Source organism: Phormidium sp. FACHB-592, assembly GCF_014695795.1.
Classification (GTDB): Bacteria; Cyanobacteriota; Cyanobacteriia; order Leptolyngbyales; family Leptolyngbyaceae; genus Stenomitos.
Genome location: NZ_JACJOZ010000012.1, coordinates 144,647 through 170,756 on the forward strand (window position 1 = coordinate 144,647; position 26,110 = coordinate 170,756).

Annotated in this window: 22 protein-coding genes and 1 tRNA gene; 16 read left to right on the plus strand and 7 right to left on the minus strand. The window is 51.0% G+C overall.

Features of this window, described 5'->3' with window-relative positions; translation table 11 throughout:
- The first annotated feature begins 5 nt into the window (after nt 1-5).
- Nucleotides 6-1,322 (plus strand): S-layer homology domain-containing protein, encoded by a 1,317-nt coding sequence (locus H6F86_RS02555; RefSeq protein WP_190446542.1) that lies wholly within the window; start codon nt 6-8, stop codon nt 1,320-1,322.
- A 111-nt stretch (nt 1,323-1,433) separates the two neighbouring features.
- Here the strand turns inward: H6F86_RS02555 and H6F86_RS02560 are convergent, their stop codons facing one another.
- Nucleotides 1,434-2,018, minus strand: coding sequence for a Crp/Fnr family transcriptional regulator (locus tag H6F86_RS02560; RefSeq protein WP_190446543.1), 585 nt, complete (start codon nt 2,016-2,018; stop codon nt 1,434-1,436).
- A gap of 276 nt (nt 2,019-2,294) precedes the next feature.
- Between H6F86_RS02560 and H6F86_RS02565 the strand changes: the two genes are divergently transcribed.
- The 7 genes from H6F86_RS02565 to H6F86_RS02595 all read left to right on the plus strand — a co-directional run bounded on the left by H6F86_RS02565 (nt 2,295) and on the right by H6F86_RS02595 (nt 6,823).
- On the plus strand, nt 2,295-2,495 hold the full coding sequence (locus H6F86_RS02565; RefSeq protein ID WP_190446544.1) for a hypothetical protein: 201 nt from the start codon (nt 2,295-2,297) through the stop codon (nt 2,493-2,495).
- Nucleotides 2,496-2,499: 4 nt separating this feature from the next.
- On the plus strand, nt 2,500-2,670 hold the full coding sequence (locus H6F86_RS02570) for a hypothetical protein (RefSeq protein WP_190446545.1): 171 nt from the start codon (nt 2,500-2,502) through the stop codon (nt 2,668-2,670).
- Nucleotides 2,671-2,718: 48 nt separating this feature from the next.
- On the plus strand, nt 2,719-3,222 hold the full coding sequence (gene folK, locus H6F86_RS02575; protein WP_190446546.1) for a 2-amino-4-hydroxy-6-hydroxymethyldihydropteridine diphosphokinase: 504 nt from the start codon (nt 2,719-2,721) through the stop codon (nt 3,220-3,222).
- A 157-nt stretch (nt 3,223-3,379) separates the two neighbouring features.
- On the plus strand, nt 3,380-3,925 hold the full coding sequence (locus H6F86_RS02580) for an NUDIX hydrolase (protein ID WP_190446547.1): 546 nt from the start codon (nt 3,380-3,382) through the stop codon (nt 3,923-3,925).
- 81 nt (nt 3,926-4,006) lie between these two features.
- Nucleotides 4,007-5,440, plus strand: coding sequence for an FAD-binding domain-containing protein (locus H6F86_RS02585; protein ID WP_190446548.1), 1,434 nt, complete (start codon nt 4,007-4,009; stop codon nt 5,438-5,440).
- 48 nt (nt 5,441-5,488) lie between these two features.
- Nucleotides 5,489-6,403 (plus strand): DMT family transporter, encoded by a 915-nt coding sequence (locus H6F86_RS02590; RefSeq protein ID WP_190446549.1) that lies wholly within the window; start codon nt 5,489-5,491, stop codon nt 6,401-6,403.
- Between the two features lie 234 nt (nt 6,404-6,637).
- Nucleotides 6,638-6,823 (plus strand): chlorophyll a/b-binding protein, encoded by a 186-nt coding sequence (locus H6F86_RS02595; RefSeq protein WP_190446550.1) that lies wholly within the window; start codon nt 6,638-6,640, stop codon nt 6,821-6,823.
- A 248-nt stretch (nt 6,824-7,071) separates the two neighbouring features.
- On the opposite strand, the gene H6F86_RS02600 is transcribed toward H6F86_RS02595, so the two are convergent.
- Nucleotides 7,072-7,587, minus strand: a complete 516-nt coding sequence (locus H6F86_RS02600) for a hypothetical protein (protein ID WP_190446551.1) — start codon at nt 7,585-7,587, stop codon at nt 7,072-7,074.
- A 270-nt stretch (nt 7,588-7,857) separates the two neighbouring features.
- Here H6F86_RS02600 and serA point away from each other — a divergent pair, with 270 nt between their 5' ends.
- The 3 genes from serA (at nt 7,858) to H6F86_RS02615 (ending at nt 12,370) form a co-directional block, all read left to right on the plus strand.
- Complete coding sequence (gene serA, locus H6F86_RS02605; protein WP_190446552.1) at nt 7,858-9,438, plus strand: phosphoglycerate dehydrogenase; 1,581 nt, start codon at nt 7,858-7,860, stop codon at nt 9,436-9,438.
- A gap of 94 nt (nt 9,439-9,532) precedes the next feature.
- Nucleotides 9,533-10,423 carry a 50S ribosomal protein L11 methyltransferase gene (gene prmA, locus H6F86_RS02610; RefSeq protein WP_190446553.1) on the plus strand — a complete coding sequence of 297 codons (891 nt, stop codon included), beginning with the start codon at nt 9,533-9,535 and terminating at the stop codon, nt 10,421-10,423.
- 285 nt (nt 10,424-10,708) lie between these two features.
- Nucleotides 10,709-12,370, plus strand: a complete 1,662-nt coding sequence (locus tag H6F86_RS02615) for a B12-binding domain-containing radical SAM protein (protein ID WP_190446554.1) — start codon at nt 10,709-10,711, stop codon at nt 12,368-12,370.
- Here H6F86_RS02615 and H6F86_RS02620 read toward each other — a convergent pair whose 3' ends face one another.
- The 3 genes from H6F86_RS02620 to H6F86_RS02630 form a co-directional block, all read right to left on the minus strand.
- Complete coding sequence (locus H6F86_RS02620) at nt 12,371-13,309, minus strand: hypothetical protein (protein ID WP_190446555.1); 939 nt, start codon at nt 13,307-13,309, stop codon at nt 12,371-12,373.
- A 405-nt stretch (nt 13,310-13,714) separates the two neighbouring features.
- On the minus strand, nt 13,715-17,134 hold the full coding sequence (locus H6F86_RS02625; protein WP_190446556.1) for an efflux RND transporter permease subunit: 3,420 nt from the start codon (nt 17,132-17,134) through the stop codon (nt 13,715-13,717).
- A gap of 174 nt (nt 17,135-17,308) precedes the next feature.
- Nucleotides 17,309-18,763: an efflux RND transporter periplasmic adaptor subunit gene (locus tag H6F86_RS02630; protein ID WP_190446557.1), complete on the minus strand. Its 1,455-nt coding sequence runs from the start codon at nt 18,761-18,763 to the stop codon at nt 17,309-17,311.
- Nucleotides 18,764-19,196: 433 nt separating this feature from the next.
- On the opposite strand from H6F86_RS02630, the gene H6F86_RS02635 reads away from it, so the two are divergent.
- Complete coding sequence (locus H6F86_RS02635) at nt 19,197-19,379, plus strand: DUF3096 domain-containing protein (protein ID WP_199304962.1); 183 nt, start codon at nt 19,197-19,199, stop codon at nt 19,377-19,379.
- On the opposite strand, the gene H6F86_RS02640 is transcribed toward H6F86_RS02635, so the two are convergent.
- Complete coding sequence (locus H6F86_RS02640; RefSeq protein WP_190446558.1) at nt 19,368-20,609, minus strand: NAD(P)/FAD-dependent oxidoreductase; 1,242 nt, start codon at nt 20,607-20,609, stop codon at nt 19,368-19,370. The two genes, H6F86_RS02635 and H6F86_RS02640, sit on opposite strands and share 12 nt — an antisense overlap.
- Nucleotides 20,610-20,981: 372 nt before the next feature.
- Here H6F86_RS02640 and H6F86_RS02645 point away from each other — a divergent pair, with 372 nt between their 5' ends.
- Nucleotides 20,982-22,094 carry a DUF3747 domain-containing protein gene (locus tag H6F86_RS02645; RefSeq protein WP_190446559.1) on the plus strand — a complete coding sequence of 371 codons (1,113 nt, stop codon included), beginning with the start codon at nt 20,982-20,984 and terminating at the stop codon, nt 22,092-22,094.
- Between the two features lie 130 nt (nt 22,095-22,224).
- Here H6F86_RS02645 and H6F86_RS02650 read toward each other — a convergent pair whose 3' ends face one another.
- Nucleotides 22,225-23,112 carry a glycoside hydrolase family 19 protein gene (locus tag H6F86_RS02650; protein WP_190446560.1) on the minus strand — a complete coding sequence of 296 codons (888 nt, stop codon included), beginning with the start codon at nt 23,110-23,112 and terminating at the stop codon, nt 22,225-22,227.
- 327 nt (nt 23,113-23,439) lie between these two features.
- Here H6F86_RS02650 and H6F86_RS02655 point away from each other — a divergent pair, with 327 nt between their 5' ends.
- The 3 genes from H6F86_RS02655 (at nt 23,440) to H6F86_RS02665 (ending at nt 25,977) form a co-directional block, all read left to right on the plus strand.
- Entirely contained in the window at nt 23,440-24,438 is a 999-nt protein-coding gene (locus tag H6F86_RS02655; protein ID WP_190446561.1) for a hypothetical protein, read from the plus strand.
- Nucleotides 24,439-24,556: 118 nt separating this feature from the next.
- Nucleotides 24,557-24,627 (plus strand) — tRNA-Gly (locus H6F86_RS02660).
- 165 nt (nt 24,628-24,792) lie between these two features.
- Nucleotides 24,793-25,977 carry a DUF3596 domain-containing protein gene (locus tag H6F86_RS02665; protein WP_190446562.1) on the plus strand — a complete coding sequence of 395 codons (1,185 nt, stop codon included), beginning with the start codon at nt 24,793-24,795 and terminating at the stop codon, nt 25,975-25,977.
- Nucleotides 25,978-26,110: the final 133 nt, after the last annotated feature.

The following is a 26,110-nucleotide window of genomic DNA, read 5'->3' on the forward strand; positions in this document are numbered from 1 at the left end:
TTTTTATGTCTAGTGTTCGTCCTTGGTCTTCAACAGGTGCAGTACTGTTGGCATTGGGTGTGACCTCAAGTGCCATTGCACCATTTATCGTTTCGGCTCCCGCCTCCGCCGCCAATTTTACAGATACTAGCTCTCACTGGGCGCGACCCTTCATTGAAACCCTGGCTGAGCGGCAGATTATCGCAGGCTTTCCCGATCGTACGTTCAAGCCCGATGCTCCTGTAACCCGTGCTCAGTTTGCAGCGATCGTCAAAAATGCGTTCAGCAACAATACAGTACGCGTCTCGCGTGGCTTTGCTGATGTTCCCAGCTCTTACTGGGCAGCACCCGCGATCGGCAAAGCGTATGAAACGGGCTTTATGAGCGGCTATCCTGATGGTGCTTTCAAACCCGAACAGCAAATTCCGAAAGTACAGGTTTTAGTTGCTCTCTCCAGCGGTTTGAACTTCACGCCGACCCGTGCTGCCGACACAACGCTAACGTCATTCAGAGATAGTGGTGAAATTCCCGCCTATGCAAAAGGTGGTGTTGCAGCAGCGGCAGAGCGGAATGTGGTGGTCAATTATCCTAACGTCAGCTTTCTCAACCCCAATGAAACCGCGACTCGTGCGGATGTTGCAGCTTATATCTACCAAACGTTGGTAAATCAAGGCAAACTTCCACCGATCGCCACGAGTGAAGGTGCAAACAACTACATTGCCCGTTTGAACGGCACCGCACCAACAACTGGCACTACACCGACCACACCGACTACAGGCAGCACTCCTACTCCAACACCAACCTCAACTGCCTTAAATCCTCGTTATCTAGTGCCTCAGGGGACACCCGTCAACATCCGTTATCTCGGCTCACAAAAGATTGTGGTGACTCCTGGTGAGACGATCAATAACCTGGCTCTACGAGTGGTTGATGATCTTAAAAATGCTCAGGGTCAAGTCGTTGTTCCTAAAGATAGTGAGATTGTGGGTCAACTGATTCCGGTCAGCAGCAATGGTCAAATCTTGGGCACGCAGTTTATCGCTCAACGGGTGTCGATCGACAATAAATCGTATCCCTTCAGTGCGCGATCACAGGTCGTCACCGGGCAACCCGTGACCCAAAATACCAACCCTGGCACGCTCAAGGATGCGGCAACCTCTGCGGCAACCAGTGCTGTCCTCGCAACTATCCTGGGACAAAAGCTTGATCTGGGTAACATTCTGTCAAGTGTCACAGGTGGGCAACCCGCACCCCAAACGCCAACCACACCGAACCTGATTGTGATTGATCCCTCCGCCGATCTCCGCCTAGTGGTCAGCAACGATTTCTACGCCAATCCATAATTGGCTCTTGGCAGTCTGACTCTTACTGATTGCCTTGAAAGCAAGAAGCCCAACATCATGATCGATGTTGGGCTTTTGATTATGGATTCAACGTAGGAAGTGAGCGATCGCTTAAATCTCGTAATGCCAGAAGTCGCTTTCTTTTAGCACAATGCGGCGCAGGGGCAAGCGATCGATCAAACCTTGTTGTTCAAACTGGCTGAGTGTGCGGGTAATTGTCACTCGTGTGGTGCCTAGCATTTCAGCAAGATCCTGATGCGTCAAACGGAGATCGATGAGATGTCCGGCTTCAACCTCACGCCCAAACTTTTTGGCAAGCCAACTGAGCAGCTTGAGCACCATCGCATCAATTTTGCGGTAGCTGCGAATAAGCGAAAAGGCTTCACTTTGCTGAAGATTGCTGATTAACGCCTCCGTTTCTTCGTATAGGCGGCTGACAGGCAGCAGAGAAACTTCAACTGTTGTCAGGCATTCGATCTGGTATGACTCCATTTTGGAGAGCGCTTTGCCTACAAGATCGCCTGGTCCCCATAAGCCAGTCGCGGCGATCGTGCCATCTTCTAGCCAGGTAATTGTTCGCACCACTCCTGCCTCAATCTTCCAGATGCTTTGCTGTCGTAGCGGCAACAGCGATCGTGGCGAGAACGTCTGTGTCACGTCGGAAAGCTGTGTGGGATAGAGCAAGGAGATGGACATAGGACTCTAATTACTACATCTCGATAGATTAAGTGTAGTTTAGGTCAATGTCAAGTTGAATAGTGTTAAGGCATATTGCGTTGAGGCATATTGCGACCGCCCTACAGAAGGTTTTGACGCTAGAAAACGGTGCAAGCTGAGGGTGAGGGTAATGATCGATTGCCAGACAGTCAGCGGCAAAGTCAACTCATAGTTCAAAACTTAGAACTCAAAACTTCCCCTTCCCTCTACGTGCCACAATGGTTAGGTGCCGTAGCGGTTTGAGGAGATGAGTCTGTGAGTGGCAGCCCGAACAATGTTGGTGTTTCCATCATTCTCTATATTGTTGGCGTCATGCTGGTGCTGACAGCGGTACTCATTGTGCTAAAGGGTCTTGGCATATTGACGACGCTACCTAACTACGCCATTTGGGCAATGCTGCTGCTGGCTGCTGGCATCGGCATTCTGGGCGGACTTCGCAACAGTCAGAGGCGCTAAAGTCATGGGACGATCGCTCAAGCCAAGCATGGTGGCATTTCTGGCAGTGCTGTCGATGACAGTGCTGGTCTGGATTCTGCGTGGCATTGGACTACTAACCTTCATCCCCGGTTCAGTGCTGTGGGTACTCATTTTACTGAGCCTTTTGACCGCAATTTTGACGATCGTGCGTTAAAGCATAGAGAGTAGGGAAGAAGGAGTGGGTTTTGGAAAGGGTTTGGCGATGTCGGAGAGCACGGATACGGTAGCGTCGGCTCGTTGTGCGATCGCGCTGGGTAGCAACCTGGGTGATTCGCTGACGATACTAGAAGCAGCGCTGAAAGCTTTGGCACAGACTCCGGGGGTTGCGCTAGAGGCACGATCGCAGTGGTATCAGACCAAAGCCGTTGGACCACCGCAACCTGACTATCTCAACGGCTGTGCGCTGCTCACCGTCACCTTGTCACCCCAGCCATTGCTAGAAGCCTTGCTGCGAATCGAGGCTGATTTTGGTCGTATCCGCCGAGAACGCTGGAGTGCCCGAACGCTCGACCTGGATTTGTTGCTGTTTGATGCAGTCATACTCAACACGCCCACCCTACAAATTCCCCATCCGCATATGACCGAGCGGGCATTTGTGCTGGTGCCGCTAGCAGAGATTGCGCCTCATTGGATTGAGCCAATTTCAGGAAAATCGATCGCGCAACTAGTACAAACGGTAGACTGTTCAGAAGTCAGACTTGCTTAGAGAAGGCAGGAGTTAGAAGGCAAAGGGCAGAAGGCAAGAAGCAAAATAACCTTAAAACGCAAAACTCTTAACTCAAAAGTCCCCCTCGCTCCCTCTGCCGCCCCCGCCTCTGCTTTTCCCCACTCCCTACTCCCTACTCCCCACACCCTTTCCCCTTATGCCCCTCGGTCGCGAACCACCCCAACTGCTCAAACAACGCTTGCTCTATCAAGGGCGCAAATTTTCCTTTGAGTCGAGCCGTTATCGCTTGCCTAATCAAACGCAAGGAGAATGGGAGTGTATTCGGCATCCGGGCGGTGCGCTTGCTGTACCTGTGACAGCAGAGGGCACGTTGATTCTGGTAAAGCAGTATCGCTTTGCTATACAGGGACGACTGCTAGAATTTCCGGCGGGTACGGTGGAGCCAGGTGAAACGCCCGAAGCAACGATCCAGCGTGAAATTGAAGAAGAGACGGGCTATCACGTCGATCGCTGGCAAAAACTAGGCGAATTTTTCGTGGCTCCAGGCTACTCAGATGAGAGCATCCATGCCTATCTAGCGCAGGATTTGACACGGCTCGAAAATCCACCGAGCCAGGATGCCGATGAAGATCTTGAAACCGTGATGATGACGATTGCCCAAGTCGAAAAAGCTATCCAGACTGGCGACATCACCGACGCAAAAACAATTTGCAGCTTTGTCTTAGCGCGACCGTTTCTATAGCGGTTGGTGATGAGTTGTTAGTAAGTGACCCCGCTAGTAATCAACAGCTAAAAACTAAAAACCAAAAACTATTAGCTATTTATGTCTGATCTCATTCTCTTTTGGCACCGTCGCGATCTACGCCTTTCGGACAATATCGGGCTGGCAGCGGCTCGTGAGAAAAGCCAGAACGTTGTAGGCGTGTTTTGCCTTGACCCCAGCCTGTTGCAGCGGGATGAAGTTGCACCTGCCAAAATCAACTACATGATGGGCTGTTTGCAGGCATTGCAGCAGCGCTATGCTCAAGCGGGCAGTCAGCTTCTTATCTTAAAGGCTGATCCGCAGAGCGCCATTCCTGGGCTAGCAACGGCGCTGAAGGCGAAGGCAGTCTTCTGGAATCTAGACGTAGAGCCATACTCGCAGAAGCGCGATCGTGCGATTCAAGAAGCTCTCAAGCAGGCTGGTATCTCGTTCCGAAATTTCTGGGATCAGCTTCTCCACGCACCAGACGAAATTCGCACAGGCAATGGTGATCCTTACACGGTCTACTCACCCTTTTGGCGCAACTGGAGCAGCAAACCGAAAGCCGAACCAGCGAAGGAGCTAGAGGCAGCGATCGGTTTGACAGAGCAGGAGCAAACAGTCGCACAGAACGCAGGTGCGATCGCGCTACCAACAGCTAGAGACCTGGGTTTCGTGTGGGATAACCCGCTGCTGCTGGAACCAGGAGAAGCCGCTGCACAGGAGCGTTTAGAAACGTTTTGCGATCACTCCATCGTAGACTATCAGGAACAGCGCAATTTTCCGTTCAATCCCGAAGGCACCTCTCATCTCAGCGCAGCGCTCAAGTTTGGCGCGATCGGTGTTCGTACGGTGTGGGCAAAAACGACGGAAGCGATGGAGCAGGCTCGTAGTGATGAGGCAAAGGACGGCATTCGCGTTTGGCGGCAGGAACTCGCATGGCGAGAGTTTTACCAGACTGTCATGTACTTTTTCCCACAGTTGGCAGATGGCGCGTATCGCAAACCATTCCAAAACTTTCCGTGGGACAATAACCCAGAACATTTCAAGGCATGGTGCGAGGGCAAAACAGGCTACCCGATCGTTGATGCTGCCATGCGTCAGATGAACGAGCTTGGCTGGATGCACAACCGTTGCCGGATGATCGTTGCCAGCTTTTTGACGAAGGATCTGATGATCGATGTCAAGCTGGGCGAGAAGTACTTTATGCAACGGCTGTACGATGGCGACCTGTCTGCCAATAATGGCGGTTGGCAATGGAGCGCCTCCAGCGGCATGGACCCGAAGCCGCTCCGAATCTTTAACCCTGCTAGCCAAACAAAGAAGTTTGACTCGGAAGCTGAATATATCCGCCAATGGCTACCAGAACTCCGCAGCATTGAGACGGAAGATTTAGTGACAGGTAACATTCTGCCTCTGGATCGCGATCGCTGCGGTTATCCGGCTCCGATCGTTGATCACAACGAGCAGCAAAAGCGGTTCAAAGCACTTTATCAGCAGCAAAGAGCGCAATGAAGACAGCGATCGTGGCGGTACCATGACACAAAGTAAACCGCTATTGCTATGTCTTCCCTTTTAACGACCTTTCGTGGTGAACTGGCAGCCTTAAGTGCCGCACTCATTTGGGCGCTTGCCTCAGTTGTTTACATTAGCCTTGGACAACAGTTGTCGCCCCTCCGACTGAATCTGATTAAGGGACTGATTGCGATCGGCTTCTTGCTCCTGACCCTCTTGCTGCAAGGCAAACTGTTACCGCACGTTAGCCCTACGGCACTGGGATTGCTCTGCCTCAGCGGAGTGATTGGCATTGGCTTTGGCGATACCGCTTACTTCGAGGCACTCAACTGCCTCGGCGCACGACGGACGCTGGCACTGGAATCGATCGCGCCACCGCTAGCGGCTGTTATGGCGCTGGTTTTCTTACAAGAACGTCTTACCGTAGGGGCATGGCTTGGCATTGCGCTGACGATCGCTGGTGTAGCGTGGGTTGTGGTCGAGCGCACAACTGAAGCCACAACTCAACCCCAACTGTGTCGAGGGGCTGGGTTTGGCTTGCTGGCAGCCTTGGGTCAAGCGAGTGGTGCAGTGCTATCGAGAGCGGCACTGGCAGGCACCACGATCGACCCTCTGTGGAGTGCGTTCATTCGTTTAGTAGCAGGTGGCTTGGTGCTGCTGCTCTGGCTACTGGTGCAGCAACGCTCTGCTCAGACATTGAATCAGGATTTGAAGCTTCTACGATCGCCCCGCTTTCTGTTCATTCTCACGGGCACAGCGTTTGCTAGCACCTATCTAGCGATCTGGCTCCAACAAATTTCGCTGAAATACACGGCGGCTGGCATAGCCCAAGCACTCAGCGCTACCAGCCCTCTGTTCGTCATTCCCCTAGCGATCGCCCTTGGCGAAAAAGTTAGCCCACGGGCGATCCTCGGCGTACTTATAGCCCTCGTTGGCATCTGGCTGCTCTTGAGTTGGAAGTAAGGGAGCATAGAAGCGAGAGGGAGGCTAAAGCCTGAAAGCTTTACCTTACTTTCCATACATATTTCTGCCTCTTTGGAAAGATCTGCGGGCAATTACTAGCCGTTTTTGAAATCTTTCGTTATATTAGTTCACAGAGTTTAACGAAGCTTCACTGGTGGTTTTTCCACTTCCCCTGATAGCGCTAGTTCGTTGATCCGTAACCTTTGTCAATCTAAAGTAATTGGAGCAATAACCATGACTAACGCCACAAAAGTGACTACGCCTGTTGTTGTAGAAACCGATCGCAACGCTTGGAAGTTTGGCTTCACTCCTCAAGCTGAATTGTGGAATGGTCGTCTTGCAATGATCGGCTTCTCTGCTGCTCTACTAATTGAACTCTACTCTGGTCAAGGTGTTCTACATTTCTGGGGTCTACTGTAAGCCGATCGAATGCTTTCGTTTCTTGGTTAGTTTGACTAATTAATCATCGTTAATCAATAATCTCCTTCCATAGCTGCTGTTTTGACTGAATGCACGGGTCAAAACGGCAGCTATTGTCTTTTCAATCACTGCTCTTTGCTTAGGGAAGAAGAGCTTAACCCAACGTTATTAAAGCAAGGGATGAGAGCAAATTAGCCGCACATTACCTTAGTAATAAGGTGGTCATGAAGCAGTCGCTACGCAATCGTTCATGAGTCTGATGTATCGACATAGCCTTGTATGCTTTCAGGATCATACTGTCGCAAAATAGTGGTTGCCTGACGAGTAAGGGCTTCTGAACCTTTAACCACAAGCAGATACTTTCCGGCATTAAGGCGATTGCGGTAGGGTAGGGCATCGCCGCTACCTGAGATTAACCCAACACCGCCACCCACAAAAATGCTTCCCAACCCACCTGATGCCGCACCAAGCAAACCACCAATGACGTGGCTACCAAATTCCCCTGCCCACGGAAAGGTATCAATTTTGGTAATGAGGTTAAAAACATAGCCAGCAGCAAAGCCAAAAGGCACAAGCCAAATTGCCAGTAGCTTCACTTGCTTGCTTGCCTGCTCATTAGGGTCAAGCAACCCATATTCATCAGCACTTTTATAGCCCTTACCCAAAATGGCGATCTTGGTCATCGGTAAACCCTGGCTTTCTAGGGCTGAGTAAGCTTCTTCTGCCTTAATGCGATCGCTCAAAACGGCAACGAGATAATTCATGAGAGTAAGTAAACGGACACAAGTGAGCTGAACATCATCATGGCTGACCGCTAACGGCTTCCACGATCGAATTAAAAAAATCAAGCAGTTTCGGCAAAGCAAGCCTCAAAATGGCGTACTCTAGATGGTCTGCTTCGTTAGCCATCTTCATCTTAAGGGAGTAAGGTGAATATCTTCTTCTTCCTTCTTACCGAGTCTTTTGCGGTGGTGGCTAAGACCAAAAGTACCTGTTGTTCTAGAGCGCTCTGCGTCTAATCCTGGCTGTTTGCTATGCCTAAAGTTCTTGTTTCTGACCCAATCGATCAGGTGGGGATCGACATCCTATCCCAGGTTGCCCAGGTTGACGTAAAAACGGATTTGTCGCCTGATGACCTGATCCGCATCATCCCTGACTACGATGCGTTGATGATTCGCTCTGGCACTCGCGTGACTCAAGCAGTCATTGAGGCAGGCAATCAACTTAAAATTATTGGACGAGCTGGCGTTGGCGTTGACAATGTAGACGTGCTAGCAGCCACACGCAAAGGCATTGTGGTCGTGAATTCCCCGGAAGGAAACACGATCGCCGCTGCCGAGCATACGCTAGCCATGATGATGGCAATGTCGCGCTATATTCCCGCTGCAAACCAGTCTGTAAAAGCCGACAAGTGGGATCGCAAGCATTTCACAGGCGTTGAAGTCTACAAAAAAACGTTGGGGATCGTGGGGCTGGGCAAGATTGGTGCTCACGTTGCCACCGTCGCACGGGCGATGGGCATGAAGTTGCTGGCATACGACCCCTTCATTTCCCATGAACGAGCAGAACAGTTAGGTTGCCGGATTGTTGAAATGGATGTGCTGCTGCAACAGGCAGACTACATTACGCTACATATTCCCAAAACAGCAGAAACTACCCATTTGATCAATGCAGCGGCAATCGCTCGAATGAAGCCGACCGCACGCATTATCAACTGCGCCCGTGGTGGCATCATTGACGAAGCGGCGCTGGCACAGGCGTTGCAAGAGGGCAAAATCGCTGGAGCAGCGTTGGATGTGTACGAGCAGGAGCCACTTGGTGAATCACCGTTGCGCTCCCTAGGTAAAGAAATGGTGATGACGCCACATTTAGGCGCTTCGACGGAAGAAGCACAGGTGAATGTGGCGATCGACGTAGCCGAGCAAATCCGCGATGTGCTACTGGGCTTACCTGCGCGATCGGCGGTCAACATTCCCGGACTGCGCCCTGACTTACTGGAGCAACTACGCCCTTACTTGCAACTAGCAGAAACATTAGGCAATTTGGTCGCGCAACTGGCAGGTGGACGAGTCGAAGCGCTCACGGTGCGCCTGCAAGGGGAACTGGCAACCAATCAAAGTCAGCCGATTGTAGTAGCGGCGCTCAAAGGGTTGCTGTCTCATGCTCTGCAAGAACGTGTCAACTACGTCAATGCTAGCCTGGAGGCTAAAGAGCGTGGCATTCGTGTCATCGAAACCCGCGATGCGTCGATTAAGGACTATACGGGATCGCTCCATCTTTCTGCTAAAGGTTCACTGGGCGAGCATTCTGTCACAGGTGCATTGCTGGGCGATTCAGAAATTCGCATTACCAGTGTGGATGAGTTTCCAGTTAACGTGCCGCCGAACCGCTATATGCTGTTTACCCTGCACCGCGATATGCCAGGCATCATTGGTAAAATCGGCTCCCTTTTAGGCAGCTTTAATGTCAACATTGCCAGTATGCAAGTGGGGCGCAAGATCGTACGCGGTGATGCGGTGATGGTATTAAGCATCGATGACCCCCTGCCTGACGATATTCTGGCTGAGATTTTGAAGGTGCCAGGGATTCGGGATGCTTATACAGTAACGTTATAGCCACTAGCCGTCAGCAATCAGCCGTCATTTAGTCATGTATACCGTATGGGCAACGAGAAAAATATGGCAATAAAGCTAATCGCTGACTGCTCTTATGGCAAATAGCTGGTGGAACATTCAAATTCTTTGCGACACTGACCTGGAAGAAACGATCTTTTGGCGGCTAGAGCTGTTCGGCTGTCGCGGCTCGTCCAGCGAAGTGAAGGGGCATTCGTGCTTGATTGGTGCTTATTTACCACAAGAGCAAGCGCAGCTTCTTGATCTGGCAGCCTTAGCCCTAGCGTTGCGACAAGACGCACTGTGCGTTGGGTTGCCTATTCCAGCGGTACAGTGGAATCTCATTGACGAAGAAGATTGGTCAAGCACCTGGAAAGAACACTGGCAACCGCAAGAAATTGGCGATCGCTTCCTCATTAATCCTGCCTGGTTACCTGCGCCAGAGCAGTCCGATCGCATCGTTCTGAAACTTGAGCCAGGGGTTGCCTTTGGCACTGGGGATCATGCAACCACGCAGCTTTGTTTGGAATCGCTCGAAATGCGCTTAGGTGGTGATGTCAAAGATTTAGTCATTGCCGATATTGGCTGTGGCTCTGGCATCTTGTCGATCGGTGCCATGCTGTTGGGTGCGAAGCAAGGTTATGCCGTGGACACTGATCCGCTTGCGGTGAAAGCCGCACGGGAGAGCCGCGATCTCAACGGGATTGCAGCAGAACATTTATTGATCGAAGCAGGCAGTGTTGATCGCGTTGCCGAGCTTATTAACGCACCTGTAGACGGTATTGTCTGCAATATTCTTGCCGAAGTGATTATCGACCTGATTCCGCAAATGACTGCGATCGTCCATCCACATACCTGGGGCATCTTTAGCGGCATTCTGCTTGATCAAGCAAAACCTGTTGCTGATACCCTCGAAGAAAATGGCTGGGTGGTCGCAGCTCTCTGGAAACGTCAGGACTGGTGCTGCATGAACGTACGACGAACGTAGAAGCACGATCACGCACTCGTTCGTGCATGGCATCACCTGTAGTCCTTATAAGGTGTAAGGGCGATTACTTCCGGCATAGTTGCGCTAAGACAGTGCCATGTCTTCGCAAAACTAGCTTTCGTTGTTCTGTTTGCCTTCACGTTTCAAACCACATGGAGCGATCGCGTACATTGCTTGGTAGGGCACAAACCTCCAAATAGACGACTTTCTCGCCCCTCAACCCTTGAAATTTTCTATCATCATCTTTACAGTGATCATCAAGGTGAAAACTGGTGAGGATGCCTGATGACTGCTGTACTCAAGGATTTCGAGCAACCCGTTCCTGAAAGTGTGCCTGGAAAGCCACGCTATGTTCCCCAGAATCAGCGCCGCATTCTTTGCGTGTTTCCCAAGTACAGCCCTTCTTTTGGGACGTTCAACAATGCCTATCCGTTACTGGGTCGTGTGAAAGCGTTTATGCCGCCACAGGGCATTTTGGTGGTAGCAGCCTACTTGCCCCAAGAATGGGACGTTCGGTTTGTTGACGAAAATATCCGGTCTGCGAAACCGGCTGATTATCGCTGGGCAGATGCCGTGATTGTGAGCGGGATGCACATTCAACGATCGCAGATCAATCAGATCAACGAGATGGCACACCGCTATGGCAAGCTAACCGCGATCGGTGGTCCTTCGGTTTCGGGCTGTCCAGACTACTATCCTGATTTTGACCTGCTGCACATTGGAGAATTGGGCGATGCGACCAATCGCATGATTGAGTATATGGACTTGCATCGCGATCGCCCGCCTCAGCAAATCCGCTTTGAAACCACCGAGCGACTGCCGCTCAACGAGTTTCCCATTCCTGCCTATCACCTGGTCAACCTGGATAAATATTTCATCGGCAACGTGCAGTATTCTAGCGGGTGCCCCTACCGCTGCGAGTTTTGCGACATTCCTGAGCTGTATGGGCGCAATCCTCGGCTCAAAGAGCCAGAACAGATTGTGGCAGAACTGGACGCAATGCTGGCTTCAGGTGGGCTGAGAGCTGTGTATTTTGTGGATGATAACTTTGTGGGCGACCGCCGTGCCGCCCTCAAGCTACTGCCACATTTGATCGACTGGCAAAAGCGCAACGGCTACCCCATTCAGTTTGCCTGCGAAGCGACGCTGAACCTGGCGCAGAACAAAGAACTGCTGGCAATGATGCGCGAAGCCTACTTCTGCACAGTCTTCTGCGGCATTGAAACGCCCGAGACGGATGCGCTGAAGTCCATCTCGAAGCAGCAAAACCTAATGGGCGGGATGTCCATTCTGGAAGCAATCAAAACTCTCAACAGCTATGGGATGGAAGTTGTATCAGGCATCATCATTGGGCTGGATACAGATACGCCAGATACGGGCGATCGCATTCTAGAATTCATTCGCCTGTCCAATATCCCTATGCTGACCATCAATCTGCTGCATGCGTTACCACGTACTCCCTTATGGCGCAGGTTAGAGGAGGAAGGACGGCTTAACTTTGATGAACAGCGGGAGTCAAACGTAGAGTTTCTTATGCCCTATAACGAGGTAGTAGAGATGTGGCGACGCTGCATTACAACCGCTTACGACCCCGACTTTCTCTACCAACGGTTTGCATACAACGTAGAACACACCTTTGCTAACCGCATTAAGCCTCCTTTAAGTCCAGCCCGCTTATCCAAAAAGAATATCCGCACAGGACTGTGGATTATGGCAAATCTCATTCTGCGGATTGGCGTACTTAGCAACTACCGCAAAACATTCTGGAATATGGCGGGACCCAAGTTTAAAACAGGCAAAATTGAAAATCTGATCCACATTGGGCTAGTGGCGCATCACCTGATTACCTTTGCTCAGGAGTGCAGTCGGGGTGAACAGGCGGCTTCCTTCTATGCTCAAAAAGTAAAAGCAGCACAACGGTTTCGCATTAGCAGCCTTGCACGCTAATCAATGCTGCTCGGCTGGTTCGATCACTTGAGTCGGGGCGATCGTCGAACCATAAAGAGCAGCAAACCGCTTAAAAAGCCACATGGTTTCACTGTTTGGAATGCGGTCTAGCTGTACCAGACGATGAATCTTTCGGTTTGCCAATTTTTGCAAATAAGGAAGATCTTCAAAAAGGGTTAAACAAGAGGCAGCATGAAGCAACAGTTGCAGCAGTGGTTTATACCACTTCAGATCGCTGTAGATGTCAATAAACAGCTTATGCTGCGTTTGGTTTAGTGGAATGGCATTGAACATCACAGTCATACGCTTCCCGCTATACACAGGAATACTTAGCTCAACTGTGAAAGGTGTATGGAGCGTCAAATCTACTTCGACCACAGGCTGCCGCCATACTCTCAAGGCATTAAAGGGAGAATCCAACGTAGTTTGGAATTTGATGCTGCCACCAATGTCAGTAGGCTGCATCTGATTGACTTGGATTACACGTAAATTGTTAAGGCTAAAACTGTGAACGCTTTCTAGATGTTTCAGGTTGAGCAAATGGTAAATCTGGCAAACATAGGAGAAGGGCAACACATATTCCTGATGAATCATGTGCTGATCTTGCAGTTCAGCCATCCGCGACTGCGCTGTTTCTAAATAGGTCTTTTCTAAACCAGTTAAAGGATATTGTTGGAGCAGAGTTGCTTCAAAACCAGCATCTGGTTTGGGTCTTAAGTACAACCAACCCAGGAGGAATAAGATAGCAGTGACAAAGTGGATAAACTCAATGGCAGAAACATAGCCATCCGCAAACGCAGCCGTAACCCGATCGAATGCGCCAAAAAGCCAGGATGGAATACCAACCAACCAAACGCCGTTTCTAAAGCGGTCAAATAGATGGTAAATCTCTGTAAACGGATGATTGTCTACTAGATCAAAGCTGCTACTATTAACCATGATATTAAGCTTCTGTTTAGCTGGTAAGCATTCAACTTTTTGCACAATAACTTCCATGCGAACCGCTTCCTAAAAGAGTGATTTCAGGAAATCGATCGCTGGGAATTAGATTGAAAGACAAAGCGGCAACGGAAGATTAAGCTGCCGACTTTGTGACAACACTGCCTCTTTTGAAGGTGACTTCAAGGCTGGTTGACTACAAGTTTTTATGCTTATGAACATATGTTAACGATTGTGCTTTAAAGTGCCCTCTGTCGTAAGGCGAGGTTAACTTCCTCTTAACAGGCACAGCTATTACTTGTGGTTAAGCAGTTTCACGATCGAGCCTTACCCCTAAGAGGTGAGTTGAGCCGTGGCTGACGGCTCGCTTAGACGCAGGTTGTCGTTATTGCATTGCCGCAACGATTACTTTCGTCCTGACAGCACCAGCGATCGCGTCCGTGTCACCAACTGCCCAAGTCCCATATCCCGCCTAAAGATGTCGTGCAGCAGGACATAGAAGCAAGGGATGATAAACAGTGTCAGCATGGTTGCCAGCGTTAGACCGGAGAAGACAACCACACCCAGCGGCTGCAAGAACTCTGATCCTTCGCCAATACCCAACGCCAGGGGAAACAGTCCTAAAACGGTCGTGATCGTAGTCATAAGGATCGGACGCAGGCGTTGGGGAGCAGCTTTCAGAATGGCAGTGGCGCGATTAAGTCCCTCTTCCTCACGAATCTGGTTTGCCGTTTCCACCATGATGATGGCGTTGTTGACCACAATCCCGACAAGCAGTACGGCACCAACCACAACGGTAATACCGATCGCGGTTTGCGTCACAAACAGACCCAAAATGCCGCCCGCCAGCGCCAACGGCACCGTCAAAATAATGACGAGCGGATCGATTACAGAGTTGTACTGCACCGCCATAACGACGAAGACCAGAAAGGCAGCAAGTCCGCCTAGCACTACCAGCGCACTCTGGAGTTCTTTATTGGTTTGTCCGGCATAGCTCGGTAGCACCGTCACGCCATCGGGTAAGTCCAGTTTCGAGACAATCTGCTGCACTTCCTCTAGCGCCGCGCCCAAACTAACTCCTTTGTTTAGGTTGCCTGCAATCAGAAAAACACTACGCTGGTTGATGCGTTGGATCTCACCCGGAGCTTGCCCTTCTTCAATCTTGGCAACGTCGCTTAGTCTCACCAGAGCATTGTTATCAACAAATAACGGAAGTTGCGCTAACTGGGAGGGTCGTGTGAGCAAGTCCTGATTCAACTGCACTCGCACATCAACCAGGCGCTCACTCCGCTGAAGTTGGGTGGGCACAGAACCTTCGATCGCCGTTTGAATCGTGTTGCCGATCTCCTGAGTCGTTAAACCAAGAGCATTGGCGCGTTCCCAGTCGGGACGAATTTGCACTTCGGGCTGGCGATCGTCCGCATCGGGACGAAACGCTGATAGCTTCACTTGTTCATCTAACGCTGACAGCACCTGGCGCCCTGCCTGCCGCAGCACATTCGCGTCTTCTCCTTGCAGCACGACATCCACTTCAGCACCCCGTAAAGGTGAGTTGTTCAACGTCAAACCACGGACAGAACCTGCCGAAACCCGTACCCGCACACCTGCCAGATTAAGCTGATTCATTTCTCGCGTTACCCGTTCGGTAAACTCCTCCACGTTGCTCCCCTCTTTGAGCGTTACGTTGCCTGTACTACGTGATGGATTTGCCGAGACGGAGTTGCCAAACAGCGAACCCCCTGCGGTGGTGAAGACATACTCTGTTTCTGGTTGTTTTAGCAGCACATCGTCTACCGCTGCCATCACGCGCCGATTGGTTTCTAGCGAGGTGCCGGGTGGAAATTGAACGTTGACATTTGCCTGTCCGGTGCTAATGCGGGGCAGAATCTCTTGCGGAATCTGACCCGCCATCACAACACCGCTGCCTCCTAGAACAATGAATGCTGTAATAATGACGATCGCCCGACGACGAATAATCTTCGCCAATGTATTGCCGTAGGAACGGGTGAGACCATCCAACCGTTGGTTAAACGCCCTTAGCAGCCACAGCCGATTCAATCCACTCGACCACTCAATGGCAAAGAGACGCGCCGAGAGCATGGGCACAACGGTAATCGCCACGACGAGTGAAGCGGCAACAGCAAAGCAAATCGTGAGAATAAGTTCGTTGAACAGCAGCGAGATGAAGCCACCCACAAGGATAAAGGGCAAGACCGACACCAGGTTTGCAGCTGTCGAAGCCACAAGCGACGATTCGACTTCGCGGCTGCTTTCTTCAACGGCTGTGATCAGGACACGGGCACGATCGCGCCGTCCACTTCCATTTCCGTGTCCATTCCCGTTCCCGTTGTGATGCCCGTTGCCATTGTGATGACCGTTGCCGTTGTGGCGATCGAGTCCATCCAGTTTGAGTGGTTCCACCCGTTTACTGATGTTTTCAAGAATTACAACGGAGGTGTCAATTGCTTGCCCGACACTAATTGCCAACCCACCCAGGCTAAAAATGTTGAGCGAGAAGCCGCAAAGCTTCATGACGATCGCTGCCGCCAGCGTACAGAGCGGAATCGTTAGCGCAATAATGAACGTCTGCCGGAGCGACCCTAGAAAGATGAAAACGGCGATCGCCGCCAACAATGCACCAGAAAGCCCTGAATTAATCACATCTGCCAGCGAGTTGCGAATGAACTTTGATTCATCCAATGTAGGTGTGATAATCATGTCGGCTGGAATTAACCCCGACTGTCGTAACTCTTCCAGCCGTTGCTTCACTGCATCCACTACCGACACCGTATTAGCATCTGGCTGTTTTTGCACGCTAATTTTGATCGCTTTTTGCCGATTGAGATTGACCAGCACCCGCTCCTCTTCAGTGCCGTCAATTACTTCTGCAAAATCTCTCAAATACACACGTTGAGCAGGGGAAGAAGAGTTTTGGGTTGAAGTCGTTAAGTTTTGAGTTGAATTTGATGGCTGACTGCTGGCCGCTGACTGCTGACCGCTACCTCCTGATTGCTGACTGCTACCTGTCTGCTGGCTGCTACCACCTGACTGCTGCCCACCTGCTGCAAACGACAAATCTCGAATCTCAGCCGCATTCTGAAAACGTCCGACTGCTCGCGTCAAAGGTTCCGCGTTTTCGCCCAAGATGCGTCCACCAGAAATATCCTGGTTGCGCTGCTCCAGTTCATCTAACACATCGGTCAAGCCAATGCCTAGCGCTTGCAGGCGATTTAGGTCAATGTTGACCTGCACTTCTTCCACGACACCGCCCAAAACATCTGCCGAGGCAACGCCTGCGACAACACCCAATTCACGCGACAGTTCTTCATCAGCAAATACGCGCAAATCGACATCGCGCAATGATGGCGACGTAAGCGCCATTTCGTAAACTGGCAACTGAGAGGGATCAGCTTTGAAAAGACGCGGATCTTCGATCGTGTCGGGTAGCTGACCCCGACTGCGGTTAAACGCTGCCGTTGTATCATTGAGCGCTTGATCCACATTGCTACCAGGTTTGAAGTACAGATCCAGGTTGACCTGCCCTTCTCGCGTTTGCGAATAGATTTGCACTACTCCATCAGTAGTTGACAGCGCCTCTTCAAGCGGTCGGGTGATCTCGTCGATCGCCACCTCTGGGGAGATGCCTGGTGCCACCAGACGCACCCCAATACGGGGATAGGTAATGGAAGGCAGTAAATCAACCGGCAGTTGAGTAATGAAAAAGATGCCAACGACAATAACGGTTAGCGTCAGCATTAAGGTACCAATATGCTGCCGAATTGAGAGCGTACTGAGGCTAAAGCCAGACGAGGAAGGAGCTTGCATGAGGGCTAGGGATGGTGAAGGAGCAGGTGTAGGCAGTTAGAGGAGGCAAAGGGATGCAGAGGTCAGGATTCTGTCAGATTCCCGCCTTCTGTCTTAAGTGCAGCTAGCTAGCCAGACCGAACAAAGAAATTGAGGATCTCTACGTCGCTGCACTCAGACGAGTCTCGTTAGACGTTACTTTGCTGACAGGATGCTCAAGCGCACTGAGTCACCATCTTTGAGGGGCTTACTGGTGCGTGCAACAAAGCGATCTCCCGGTTTCAGTCCCGCAAGAATTTGGACTTTACCGTCTAGCTGTTCGCCTAAGGTGACCGATCGCGCGGCAACTTTCGCCTGTTCGCCCTCGCCTGCCACGACAAACAGGGTGCCTTTCGTTTGCTTGGGCTTTGCGTTACCGTTCTCTGGCTGTCTAGAGGTAGCGGCTCCTGCGTTTGACCCTCGCTGTCTAGGCTGCTGATTCGCTTGTCGATCAGTCGACTCAGGTTTCTGGCTGGATTGTTGACCTCTAGCTCGATCGTCCTGCACGGCAGCCAGTGGTACAACAATGCGATCGGTCGTTGTTTGCATAAAGCTCACCCGTGCTAGCAACCCGCTGCCTACTTTACCTGCTGGGTTGGGAATGGTTACTTCAACAGGCACTAGACGAGAGGTGGGGTTAGCGGCTGGCGATACTCGCGTCACCCTACCGGCAAACCGTTCATTGGGGAAAGCATCTAACCGCACGTTTGCTGCACCACCCAACCGAACATTAGTCAGGTCGAGTTCCGAAACCTGCACTGTCACCTTTGCTTGGCTGAAGTCACCTAGCCGCAGCAGTTCATTGCCAACTTGTACGACATTGCCTGCCTCGGTCGATCGCATTAGCACTGCCCCACTAATGGGCGCGGTCAGCACGGCATACGATCGCCGCTCTTGCTGCTGGGCAACGACTGCCTGCTGCGCCACAACCCGACCCTGTGCCGCTGCGATCGCCTGTTGCTGGTTTCGCACCCGTTCCTGGCTCGATCGCAAGACCTGCGCTGCTGTTCTCGCCTGTGTGCGCGATTGTTCTGCCTGCTGCTGCGTGACAGCACCATCTCTGGCGAGACGTTGGTAACGAGCCGCATCTGACTCTGCTTGCTGAAGTTGCAGCCGTGCCTGCTCCACCTGCGTCTGGGCATCGCTGACTTGAGTTTGAAGCTGGCTAATTTCTGTCCGGCGGGATGCCAGTTCGGCTTCTGCTTCGGCGGTTGCAGCTGTCAGAATGGAGTCATCAATCCGTGCCAAAGTTTGTCCTCGCTGGACGCGATCGCCCACATCGACATTCAATGCCTGGAGTTGCCCTTCTGCCTGAGCGCGAATCGCTACTTCCTGCAAGGGTTGGGTAGTGCCTGTATACTCTCTTGCTGCTTCTAGAGGAGCCGTTGCCGCGATCGCCACATCAACTGCCGCTGTCCTTTGACCTTGAGCATTACCGGACGGGCGTGTTTGAGCATCAGCATTGTCGCCCTTTGGCAGCAGACCACAGCCCGAAACAGCAAGTGCCGCTCCTACTACCACTGCCCACCGAGCGATCGAGGTTGGCTTTGCCTTGTGTAACAACACTGCTTTAGGTGCGAAGGGGACAGAGGACGAAATTACTGAAATCATGAGCCTTTTGTACTATGTGCAGCGGATGAACAGAAGTAAGCTGTGTAGCGACATTATGTCGAATTGTAAAGATTTTTGGGATCAAGGCAGTCTGCAAATTGAGTGATCTTGTGCAGATGTCTGTTTGTAATTCTCACGCCGCAAGCAGCTTAGAGTCCTTTAGTGTTGGAACCCACATAGTTAGACCAGCTTGATCAGGATTTGGTTCAAATAACTTTAGATTTTCTTGCCTATCACACAAGAGACTTTACACTTCTCGATAAAAGCTGATGAATGACGCTCATACAGAGGCGACTGGCAATGGCGTTCAAGCAATGCTGTTGGTGCTTTAAGGACGATCGCCCTTTGCCTCCTGAGATACATCCTGATACGAGATGCTTAGAGTACTGTGGAAGCATCTTTGTACTTAAACCTTTACTGAGAGGCAAATGCTGTGTTGGACTACCTCTTCCTTGCCCAGCAAGCGGCTGACATTCAAGTCAACTTTCGGCTTAGTGGCATTGTTGCCCTTTTAGCAGGCATCCTGATTCTGGCAATTCCTCGCCTGCTCAATTTGATCGTGGCAATCTATCTCATCCTGACGGGCTTAGTGCAGGTGTTTAATTTAAGGATTTAGCGCTCCCATTGCCTGACCCGCAATCCAACCAGTCGTCCAGGCGCTCTGAAAGTTGAAGCCGCCCGTTACACCGTCGATATCTAGAATCTCGCCTGCAAAGTGGAGTCCGGGGCAGCAACGGCTCTCCATCGTTTTGAAATCGACTTCCTTCAAGCGAACACCGCCACAGGTGACAAATTCTTCTTTAAACGTTCCTTTGCCGCTGATCGTATATTGTCCACGGGTCAGTTCCTGAATCAATAAGTTCAGCGTTTTGTTTGATAGGTCTGCCCAGCGCGTTTCGGCAGCGATACCAACATAGCTAGTCAACCGTTCCCACAAGCGGCGAGGTATCAGTACAGGGCAACTGGTGACGATCGCCCGCTTCGGTAGCTGCGACTTCACGGCTAAAAGCTGTTGACGCAATGCCTCTGGGTTAGACTGCGGCAACCAGTTTACCAGTAGGGTCGCTTGATAACGGCTATCATGCAGCGCCCTAGCTCCCCAGGCAGACAGTTTCAGTACCGCCGGACCACTTAAACCCCAATGGGTAATCAGCAGCGGTCCCGTTTGCTCTAAAGAGCTTTTCTCGCCTGTTTGCAGCCGTAAATGCGCCATTGGCACCGATACGCCTGCCAGATCATGTAAGCGTGGATCAGCAATATTGAAGGTAAACAAAGACGGCACGGGTGGTTCGATCGCGTGACCAAACGCACGAGCGATCGCAAAACCCTGGGGGCTGCTGCCAGTAGCAAGCAGGAGACGATCGCACGTGAGCATTTCACCCGCTTTCACCGTCACAGCAAAGCCATGCTCCTGCCGAGAAACATCTTTTACAGCGGCTCCCTGCCAAAGTTTTACACCCATTGCTTTCGCCGTCTGCATCAGGCAGGTGACGATCGTTGCTGAGTCGTCGGTGATGGGAAACATACGTCCATCTGCCTCAGTTTTCAGCGTGACACCATGTGACTCAAACCATTCCACCGTATCCCGCGCCTGAAAGCGGCTGAAGGGACTCCGCAGCGCTTTGCCGCCTCTGGGATAATGCTGTACCAAAAGTGCCGGATCAAAGCAGGCATGCGTCACATTGCAGCGTCCGCCGCCGGAAATACGCACCTTAGTAAGGGGTTGACGTGCCGCCTCCAGTAGCGTGACTCGGCTATGGGGATGCTGGCTAGCACAGGCGATCGCTCCAAAAAAGCCAGCCGCACCACCACCAACAACGACAACAGACACTGGATCAGACGACATAACAGGGGCGGGATGAAAGGATGAGGGCTAAAGGATGAGAGCTTCAGGCTTAAGGATAAAACGTTTAACAACAAGTCATCCAATGTTCAAAAGCACGGCGATCGATCAACGTCTATTAAAGCGTCTATTGAAGGGGTAAACGCTGGCTCACTCCAAGGGGTATTGGTTGGGCACAAACATCGCTTTGTCGAAATGCTTGATTGACCACAAAAGTATGCAAGAGTTCCCGAAAACCATTGCTCTGTAAGGATTTGTCATCTTTTTGTACGCCAGTCGAAAAATTGACACAGTGCTGTTTTGGTTTGTCCGGAACAGTTACCCCTTCCTGCGGACAGGGAAGCAGTAACTACCTTCATCCCTGGGCAAACAGACATGATGACTCGACTCAAAATGGTTGCTTTGGCAACCCTGGCTTTAAGTTCCCTGACTGCTATCAAACCTGCTGCTGCTGCTCTTTTTAGTAAGGTAGATTTAGATCCCAACAAACTGCTTTTGGTCGCTTCACCATATGGCAACAATGCCCATCAATTGGTGATTGTTGAGCAAGTATCGAACCGTCGTGCCTGTTGGAGTGAGAGTGGCAGCAGCCCAACCACGATCGACCCGTTATTGACCAGCTTTGACTTTACAGGCATTTGCGGACGCAGCACTGATGCTAATGGCTATTCAATTCGGATGGGCGACCAGGATTTGGGACTGCAATACAGTCTGCGTGTGGTAAGGCGCGATGGTGATTTGCTGTTAGTCGGTGTGCCGTCGGTCGCTCGCAATGCCACTGAAATCCCCATTGGTCGGGCAGGCGGCGTGACCAATGGTTTTGCGAAACTCAACCTCAATCCCGGCTGGCGAATCACGCGCCGAGTCTACAACAACAAGCAGTTGGGTCACTTTTACCTGACCAATGACCAGCCGTTGAATAGCGCGATCGCCGCTGCTCCAACGCCGCTTCCAGCAACACGCCCCTTGCCAGCAACACAGCCAATCGTGCCAATCGCGTCTCGCCCGACTCCTGTTCGCCCTGAGATTGTGTTTGCGCCAGGTGTAGCTCCCTCCGTATCCCAACCTGCTAGCCCGTCGGTGCCTATTGCTGTGCCGCTGCCAGAGCCAACTATTGCAACAGGTTCTCGCCCGACTCCCGTTCGTCCGCTGCCAGTAACAACCCCATCGGCAACGATTCCAGTCACGATTCCAATAACGATTCCAGTGTCTGGGAACAGAGCACCAGAGCCTACCGTTAGACCGCCTGCTCTACCGACTCGATCGCCCCTCACAGGTAGACCGATTCGTGTACCGTTACCTGCTGCGGCTGCTCAGCCGATTCAAACTGCCCCTAGTCAAGCAGTACAGCCACCTGTGCCTGTTGCGCCTGTAGTTCAGCCTCCGGTTAAGCAGCCGTCTGTTACTCAGCCCTCGTCTGCATCAAACTTACCGAAGCCTACTACCAGCAAGCCTGGAAACTTTGTAGTGCCAACGATCGCGTTCTAAGCCCAGTGTTTCTAAGCACAGCGTTTCTAGCAGAGTCGCGCACCTGCTAGAAACGCACGCTTGAAACTGCTTTACCAGATTCGTCTAACGTTTGGAACGCACGTTTGAACCGCTCAAACTTTTGAGACGCTCACACTTTAAGAACACGTTTTGCGGCTTTGAGAAGCTGTATGCGATCGTCCAGCCCGTTATAGCCGCCATTGATAACTCTGGTAACAGTTCTCACGTCGTCATGGTCCGCATCACCATTCAGCTGATTGCTTGCCCAAAACCAGCCAGCGCTACGGCTTGCTAGATCAGGGGATGCTAATTTTGTAGGATTGTTGATTAAATCGACACCCAACGCCTTCCCACACAACCCATAGTTTGTGCGACCTGTTACCTGAATTAGCCCTCTGCCTTTGAAGCGCACACCATCACCACTATGGATATTGCCTAGATCGTCACGCCACTCATAATCTTCACCAGAGGCATACTCTTCGAGCGCGTTGAAACGATCGGACTCGTGAGCAATTTGCGCTAGAAAGTGTGCCTGCCGCAGTGGTGTAGATACATCAAACTCGACCATTGTGCGGTTTAAGTGGGGCGCAAGAGCATTTATCCTGCTGGTGCTGGCTTCGGGGGCGATCGCTAAAAACTGCTGTGCCGTAAGCAGCCGCATTGTACTGGGAGGAAACAGCGATGCATAAGGCTGCTTGTCAGACGGGCGGTCGGGTAAATTGCTAAGCGATCGCAGCAGATCATCTACCAGTTCATCTTGCTCATTCACGTCTCCTTGCAGCTTGCTAGACAGCTCTTGCAACCGATTCGCTGCTGCTTTGCGACCCGCTTTGATATCTGCAACTGAAAACAAACTGAGATACGGAGGCTTATCGGCAGGGCGGGACGGCAAACTACTCAAAGCGCGCACTAAGCTATCTGCTAGCTCATCAGTCTTGCTAGCACTTCCTTGCAGCTTGCTCATTAACGAATCCAGACGCATAAACGCCTGGATTCTCCAGATAGCAATTTGCGTCATCACTAAACCCCTCTTTTTAGTATGGCTAAACTTGACACAGCAATGTCATGACGCTGCGATCGTCCGAGGCGTGCAGCGCCTTAAACAGTCTCGCGACGTTTTTAATCTTTAGGCTAATTATTCCTAATAGATGCCTGCGATCGCCAGTTTTTTCACTACAGCTTTATGAATCAACATGATGGCAAGGCTCACTCCCTAGCTAAGGTCGGCACAATTGCAGCCTGTTGCTTTCGCACGGTCAGCAGTGAGCTAGGATCATGAGTGATCCTGTTGTATCTTGCAGTCTCCAGCTTGAGCAGCGATCAATTGGCTTTTTAGCATGGCGTGATGACCAATCCTGCTGACCAACACTCACTCACCGAAGTGCGGCGCTCCGCAGACCCTCCAACTCTATGGCTGTCGCTAGCGCTAGGATCTGTGCTCATCCATCTGGTGCTGTTCATCCTTGCTAGTCTTGCAGCTACTCAGACTGCAAAGGTGCAGTTAGATCTAAAACCAATTGCAGTTGAGTTTGTTGATCCGAATACGGTGGTCCAACGAGCGGAGGCACCCAACCCGACAATCGCGGCTCGTCCTGTCACGCCTTCGGCTAGCACCCCCTCCACTACACAAGCACAACCGCCTGCACTGCCGCAGTCATCAGATTTCGTTCCTCCACCAGTAGAGCAGCCATTCGTACCCCAGATAGCAAGACGGAATCGGGTACGTGCGCCCATTCAGCAACCACAGCCTGAGCCAATTGCACCTCCAGTGCCGCAGCCACGTAACGCTCCAACGACCCCTACTCCACCTCAGTCAAACCCACCAAATCAAGCCCTCCCTTCGCAAGAGCCCCCCCCACCAACGACCAATACACCTCAAGGGGCAGTGCCAGGTTCTGACCCCAATCCGTCTAACAACACGCTACCACCAGCAGCATCAGAGCAGCCTGTGGAGGGTCAACGAATAACCCAGTTGCCACAAGGGGCAAGCGTTGCAGTTACAGTCTCTAATCCCCGTCCACCGCTTGTGGATATTCCAGAGCAACTAGCACAGCCGATCGACCTTCAGAAAAATATCTCGATCAGCTACCCGTCAACACTTGCTGGGCAAACGATTCGTCTAGAAGCTACTCTCGTCATTGATAACAACGGGTTGATGCTTGATGTGAGCAAAACGTCGCTACGCTCTTCAAGTAGTTCGATCGACTCGGAGACCCTGAAGTACCTTGCCGAACAGATCTTTAGTCAATGGCAGTTTAAGCCCGCTCAAGATAACTCCAACGGCAAGCTGTTGACACCTCTACAGTCAAACTTAACCGTTGATGCAGAGGTAACCCTACCTTAGACAGAACTATGAACTTGAATTGAGCGATCGCTTAAATGGTTCTTCAAATGACTACTTCAATTGGGTGTTTCCCTTGAAAATATGTTACCGTTGTAAATGCTTCGAGCATATTGCTTTTGCGGGCGTAGTTTAGTGGTAAAACTTTAGCCTTCCAAGCTAATAATGCGGGTTCGATTCCCGCCGCCCGCTTTGAAAAAAATCCTCCGAAAACACTGTGTTTCGGGGGATTTCGAGTTTTTGTTGATTTTGATGCTTTGGTTCATATGTTCTAGAGTTTGGGTATTTTTTGAGTGGTTTCGGCACTTGATTGGGGTAAGACTGTGGTAGAACAATAGCTCAAAAGTTCAACCGCGTATGAGTCTGAAACCCTACCAGCGTAAGGCTTCCAAAGGAACTGTTCAAATCAAGAACTCTAACGGTCGCTTGCAGCTAGCCTTTACTTTCGCTAAAAAGCGCCATTACCTCTCTTTGGGGTTTGATGACACTCCTCAGCATCGAAAGTTGGCAGAAATGAGAGCCAGGGAAATCGAATTAGATATGCTCTCAGGCAACTTTGACCAGTCGCTACAGAAGTACAAACCTCAACCCGTTCTCAATATCAGTGCGCCGGACAGACCTATAGAAAAAGTCCCGACGCTGATAGAAATCTGGACATCTTACCTTGAGGACAAGGCATCCAGCTTGAAGATAACGACCAAAGGCTATCATAAGAGCTTCACCAAGCTCTTCGACCGTATAGGAGATATACCCTTGCTCAATTCTCTAGAGGTAAAAAAAGCCTTAGAGAAAATAACTACCGTGCCTCAGACAAAGCGGGCATTAACACAACTCAATGCTGCTTGTGAATGGGCTAAAAGACATAAGCTGATCGACTCTATGCCCTACGAGGGCATGGCAAAAGATTTGCCTCAATACGTTTACCAGGTAGACCCAAAGCCCAATGCATTCACTGAGCAGAAACGGGAAGAAGTTATTAAGGCGTTTAGGAATCACAAGGGCAACTGGAACGGGCGGGGCTACACAGGTCATAGTTATGCCCACTATGCGTCGTTTGTTGAGGGCTTATTTCTTATAGGCTGCCGCCCCAGTGAAGCCATTGGCTTACAGTGGAAAAACGTTACTGAGGACTGCGAGAAAATTCACTTTACTGGATCAATCGCTATGGCTGAAGGTATCCCTACCAGAGTTGATGGCTCTAAAAACAACAAAAAACGTGATTTCCCTTGTTCTAAGCGATTGCAACAGTTACTGCAATCTGTACGACCTGATAAGCCTGATCCTGAAGCTCTGGTTTTTCCTTCACCTAAAGGCAAGGTGATTAACTACAACAACTTTTCTAACAATGCATGGAACCGAGTGGTTGATCCTATCCAACCACGTACTACCCCTTACAGTTGCCGCGATACTTTTATCACAACACAAGTTCTCAAAGGGGTACCGATAGCAATTATTGCTCGATGGTGTGATACCAGCGTGGCAGAGATTGAGAAGCGCTACCTCGACTTCCTGGCACTTCAAGAGATTAAGCCTATTGATTAGCGCAGTCTAGAGCTATTACTGACTCAGCCAATAGCTAAATCACATTGTTTAGCACTGGTACATAACTGGCTATGGCGACCATGACCCTATGCAGGTTGAGGGCTTTGAGCCAACTAATCTGGCTGAAGATGAG

Bases quoted from the DNA above. Each gene is read 5' to 3' on its own strand.
- H6F86_RS02625 (WP_190446556.1), bottom strand. From the start codon at position 17,134: ATGCAAGCTCCTTCCTCGTCTGGCTTTAGCCTCAGTACGCTCTCAATT.
- serA (WP_190446552.1), top strand. From the start codon at position 7,858: ATGCCTAAAGTTCTTGTTTCTGACCCAATCGATCAGGTGGGGATCGAC.
- H6F86_RS02585 (WP_190446548.1), top strand. From the start codon at position 4,007: ATGTCTGATCTCATTCTCTTTTGGCACCGTCGCGATCTACGCCTTTCG.
- folK (WP_190446546.1), top strand. From the start codon at position 2,719: ATGTCGGAGAGCACGGATACGGTAGCGTCGGCTCGTTGTGCGATCGCG.
- H6F86_RS02645 (WP_190446559.1), top strand. From the start codon at position 20,982: ATGATGACTCGACTCAAAATGGTTGCTTTGGCAACCCTGGCTTTAAGT.
- H6F86_RS02640 (WP_190446558.1), bottom strand. From the start codon at position 20,609: ATGTCGTCTGATCCAGTGTCTGTTGTCGTTGTTGGTGGTGGTGCGGCT.
- H6F86_RS02630 (WP_190446557.1), bottom strand. From the start codon at position 18,763: ATGATTTCAGTAATTTCGTCCTCTGTCCCCTTCGCACCTAAAGCAGTG.
- H6F86_RS02615 (WP_190446554.1), top strand. From the start codon at position 10,709: ATGACTGCTGTACTCAAGGATTTCGAGCAACCCGTTCCTGAAAGTGTG.
- H6F86_RS02580 (WP_190446547.1), top strand. From the start codon at position 3,380: ATGCCCCTCGGTCGCGAACCACCCCAACTGCTCAAACAACGCTTGCTC.
- H6F86_RS02620 (WP_190446555.1), bottom strand. From the start codon at position 13,309: ATGGTTAATAGTAGCAGCTTTGATCTAGTAGACAATCATCCGTTTACA.
- H6F86_RS02570 (WP_190446545.1), top strand. From the start codon at position 2,500: ATGGGACGATCGCTCAAGCCAAGCATGGTGGCATTTCTGGCAGTGCTG.
- H6F86_RS02600 (WP_190446551.1), bottom strand. From the start codon at position 7,587: ATGAATTATCTCGTTGCCGTTTTGAGCGATCGCATTAAGGCAGAAGAA.
- H6F86_RS02595 (WP_190446550.1), top strand. From the start codon at position 6,638: ATGACTAACGCCACAAAAGTGACTACGCCTGTTGTTGTAGAAACCGAT.
- H6F86_RS02665 (WP_190446562.1), top strand. From the start codon at position 24,793: ATGAGTCTGAAACCCTACCAGCGTAAGGCTTCCAAAGGAACTGTTCAA.
- H6F86_RS02560 (WP_190446543.1), bottom strand. From the start codon at position 2,018: ATGTCCATCTCCTTGCTCTATCCCACACAGCTTTCCGACGTGACACAG.
- H6F86_RS02650 (WP_190446560.1), bottom strand. From the start codon at position 23,112: ATGACGCAAATTGCTATCTGGAGAATCCAGGCGTTTATGCGTCTGGAT.
- H6F86_RS02590 (WP_190446549.1), top strand. From the start codon at position 5,489: ATGTCTTCCCTTTTAACGACCTTTCGTGGTGAACTGGCAGCCTTAAGT.
- prmA (WP_190446553.1), top strand. From the start codon at position 9,533: ATGGCAAATAGCTGGTGGAACATTCAAATTCTTTGCGACACTGACCTG.
- H6F86_RS02555 (WP_190446542.1), top strand. From the start codon at position 6: ATGTCTAGTGTTCGTCCTTGGTCTTCAACAGGTGCAGTACTGTTGGCA.
- H6F86_RS02655 (WP_190446561.1), top strand. From the start codon at position 23,440: ATGACCAATCCTGCTGACCAACACTCACTCACCGAAGTGCGGCGCTCC.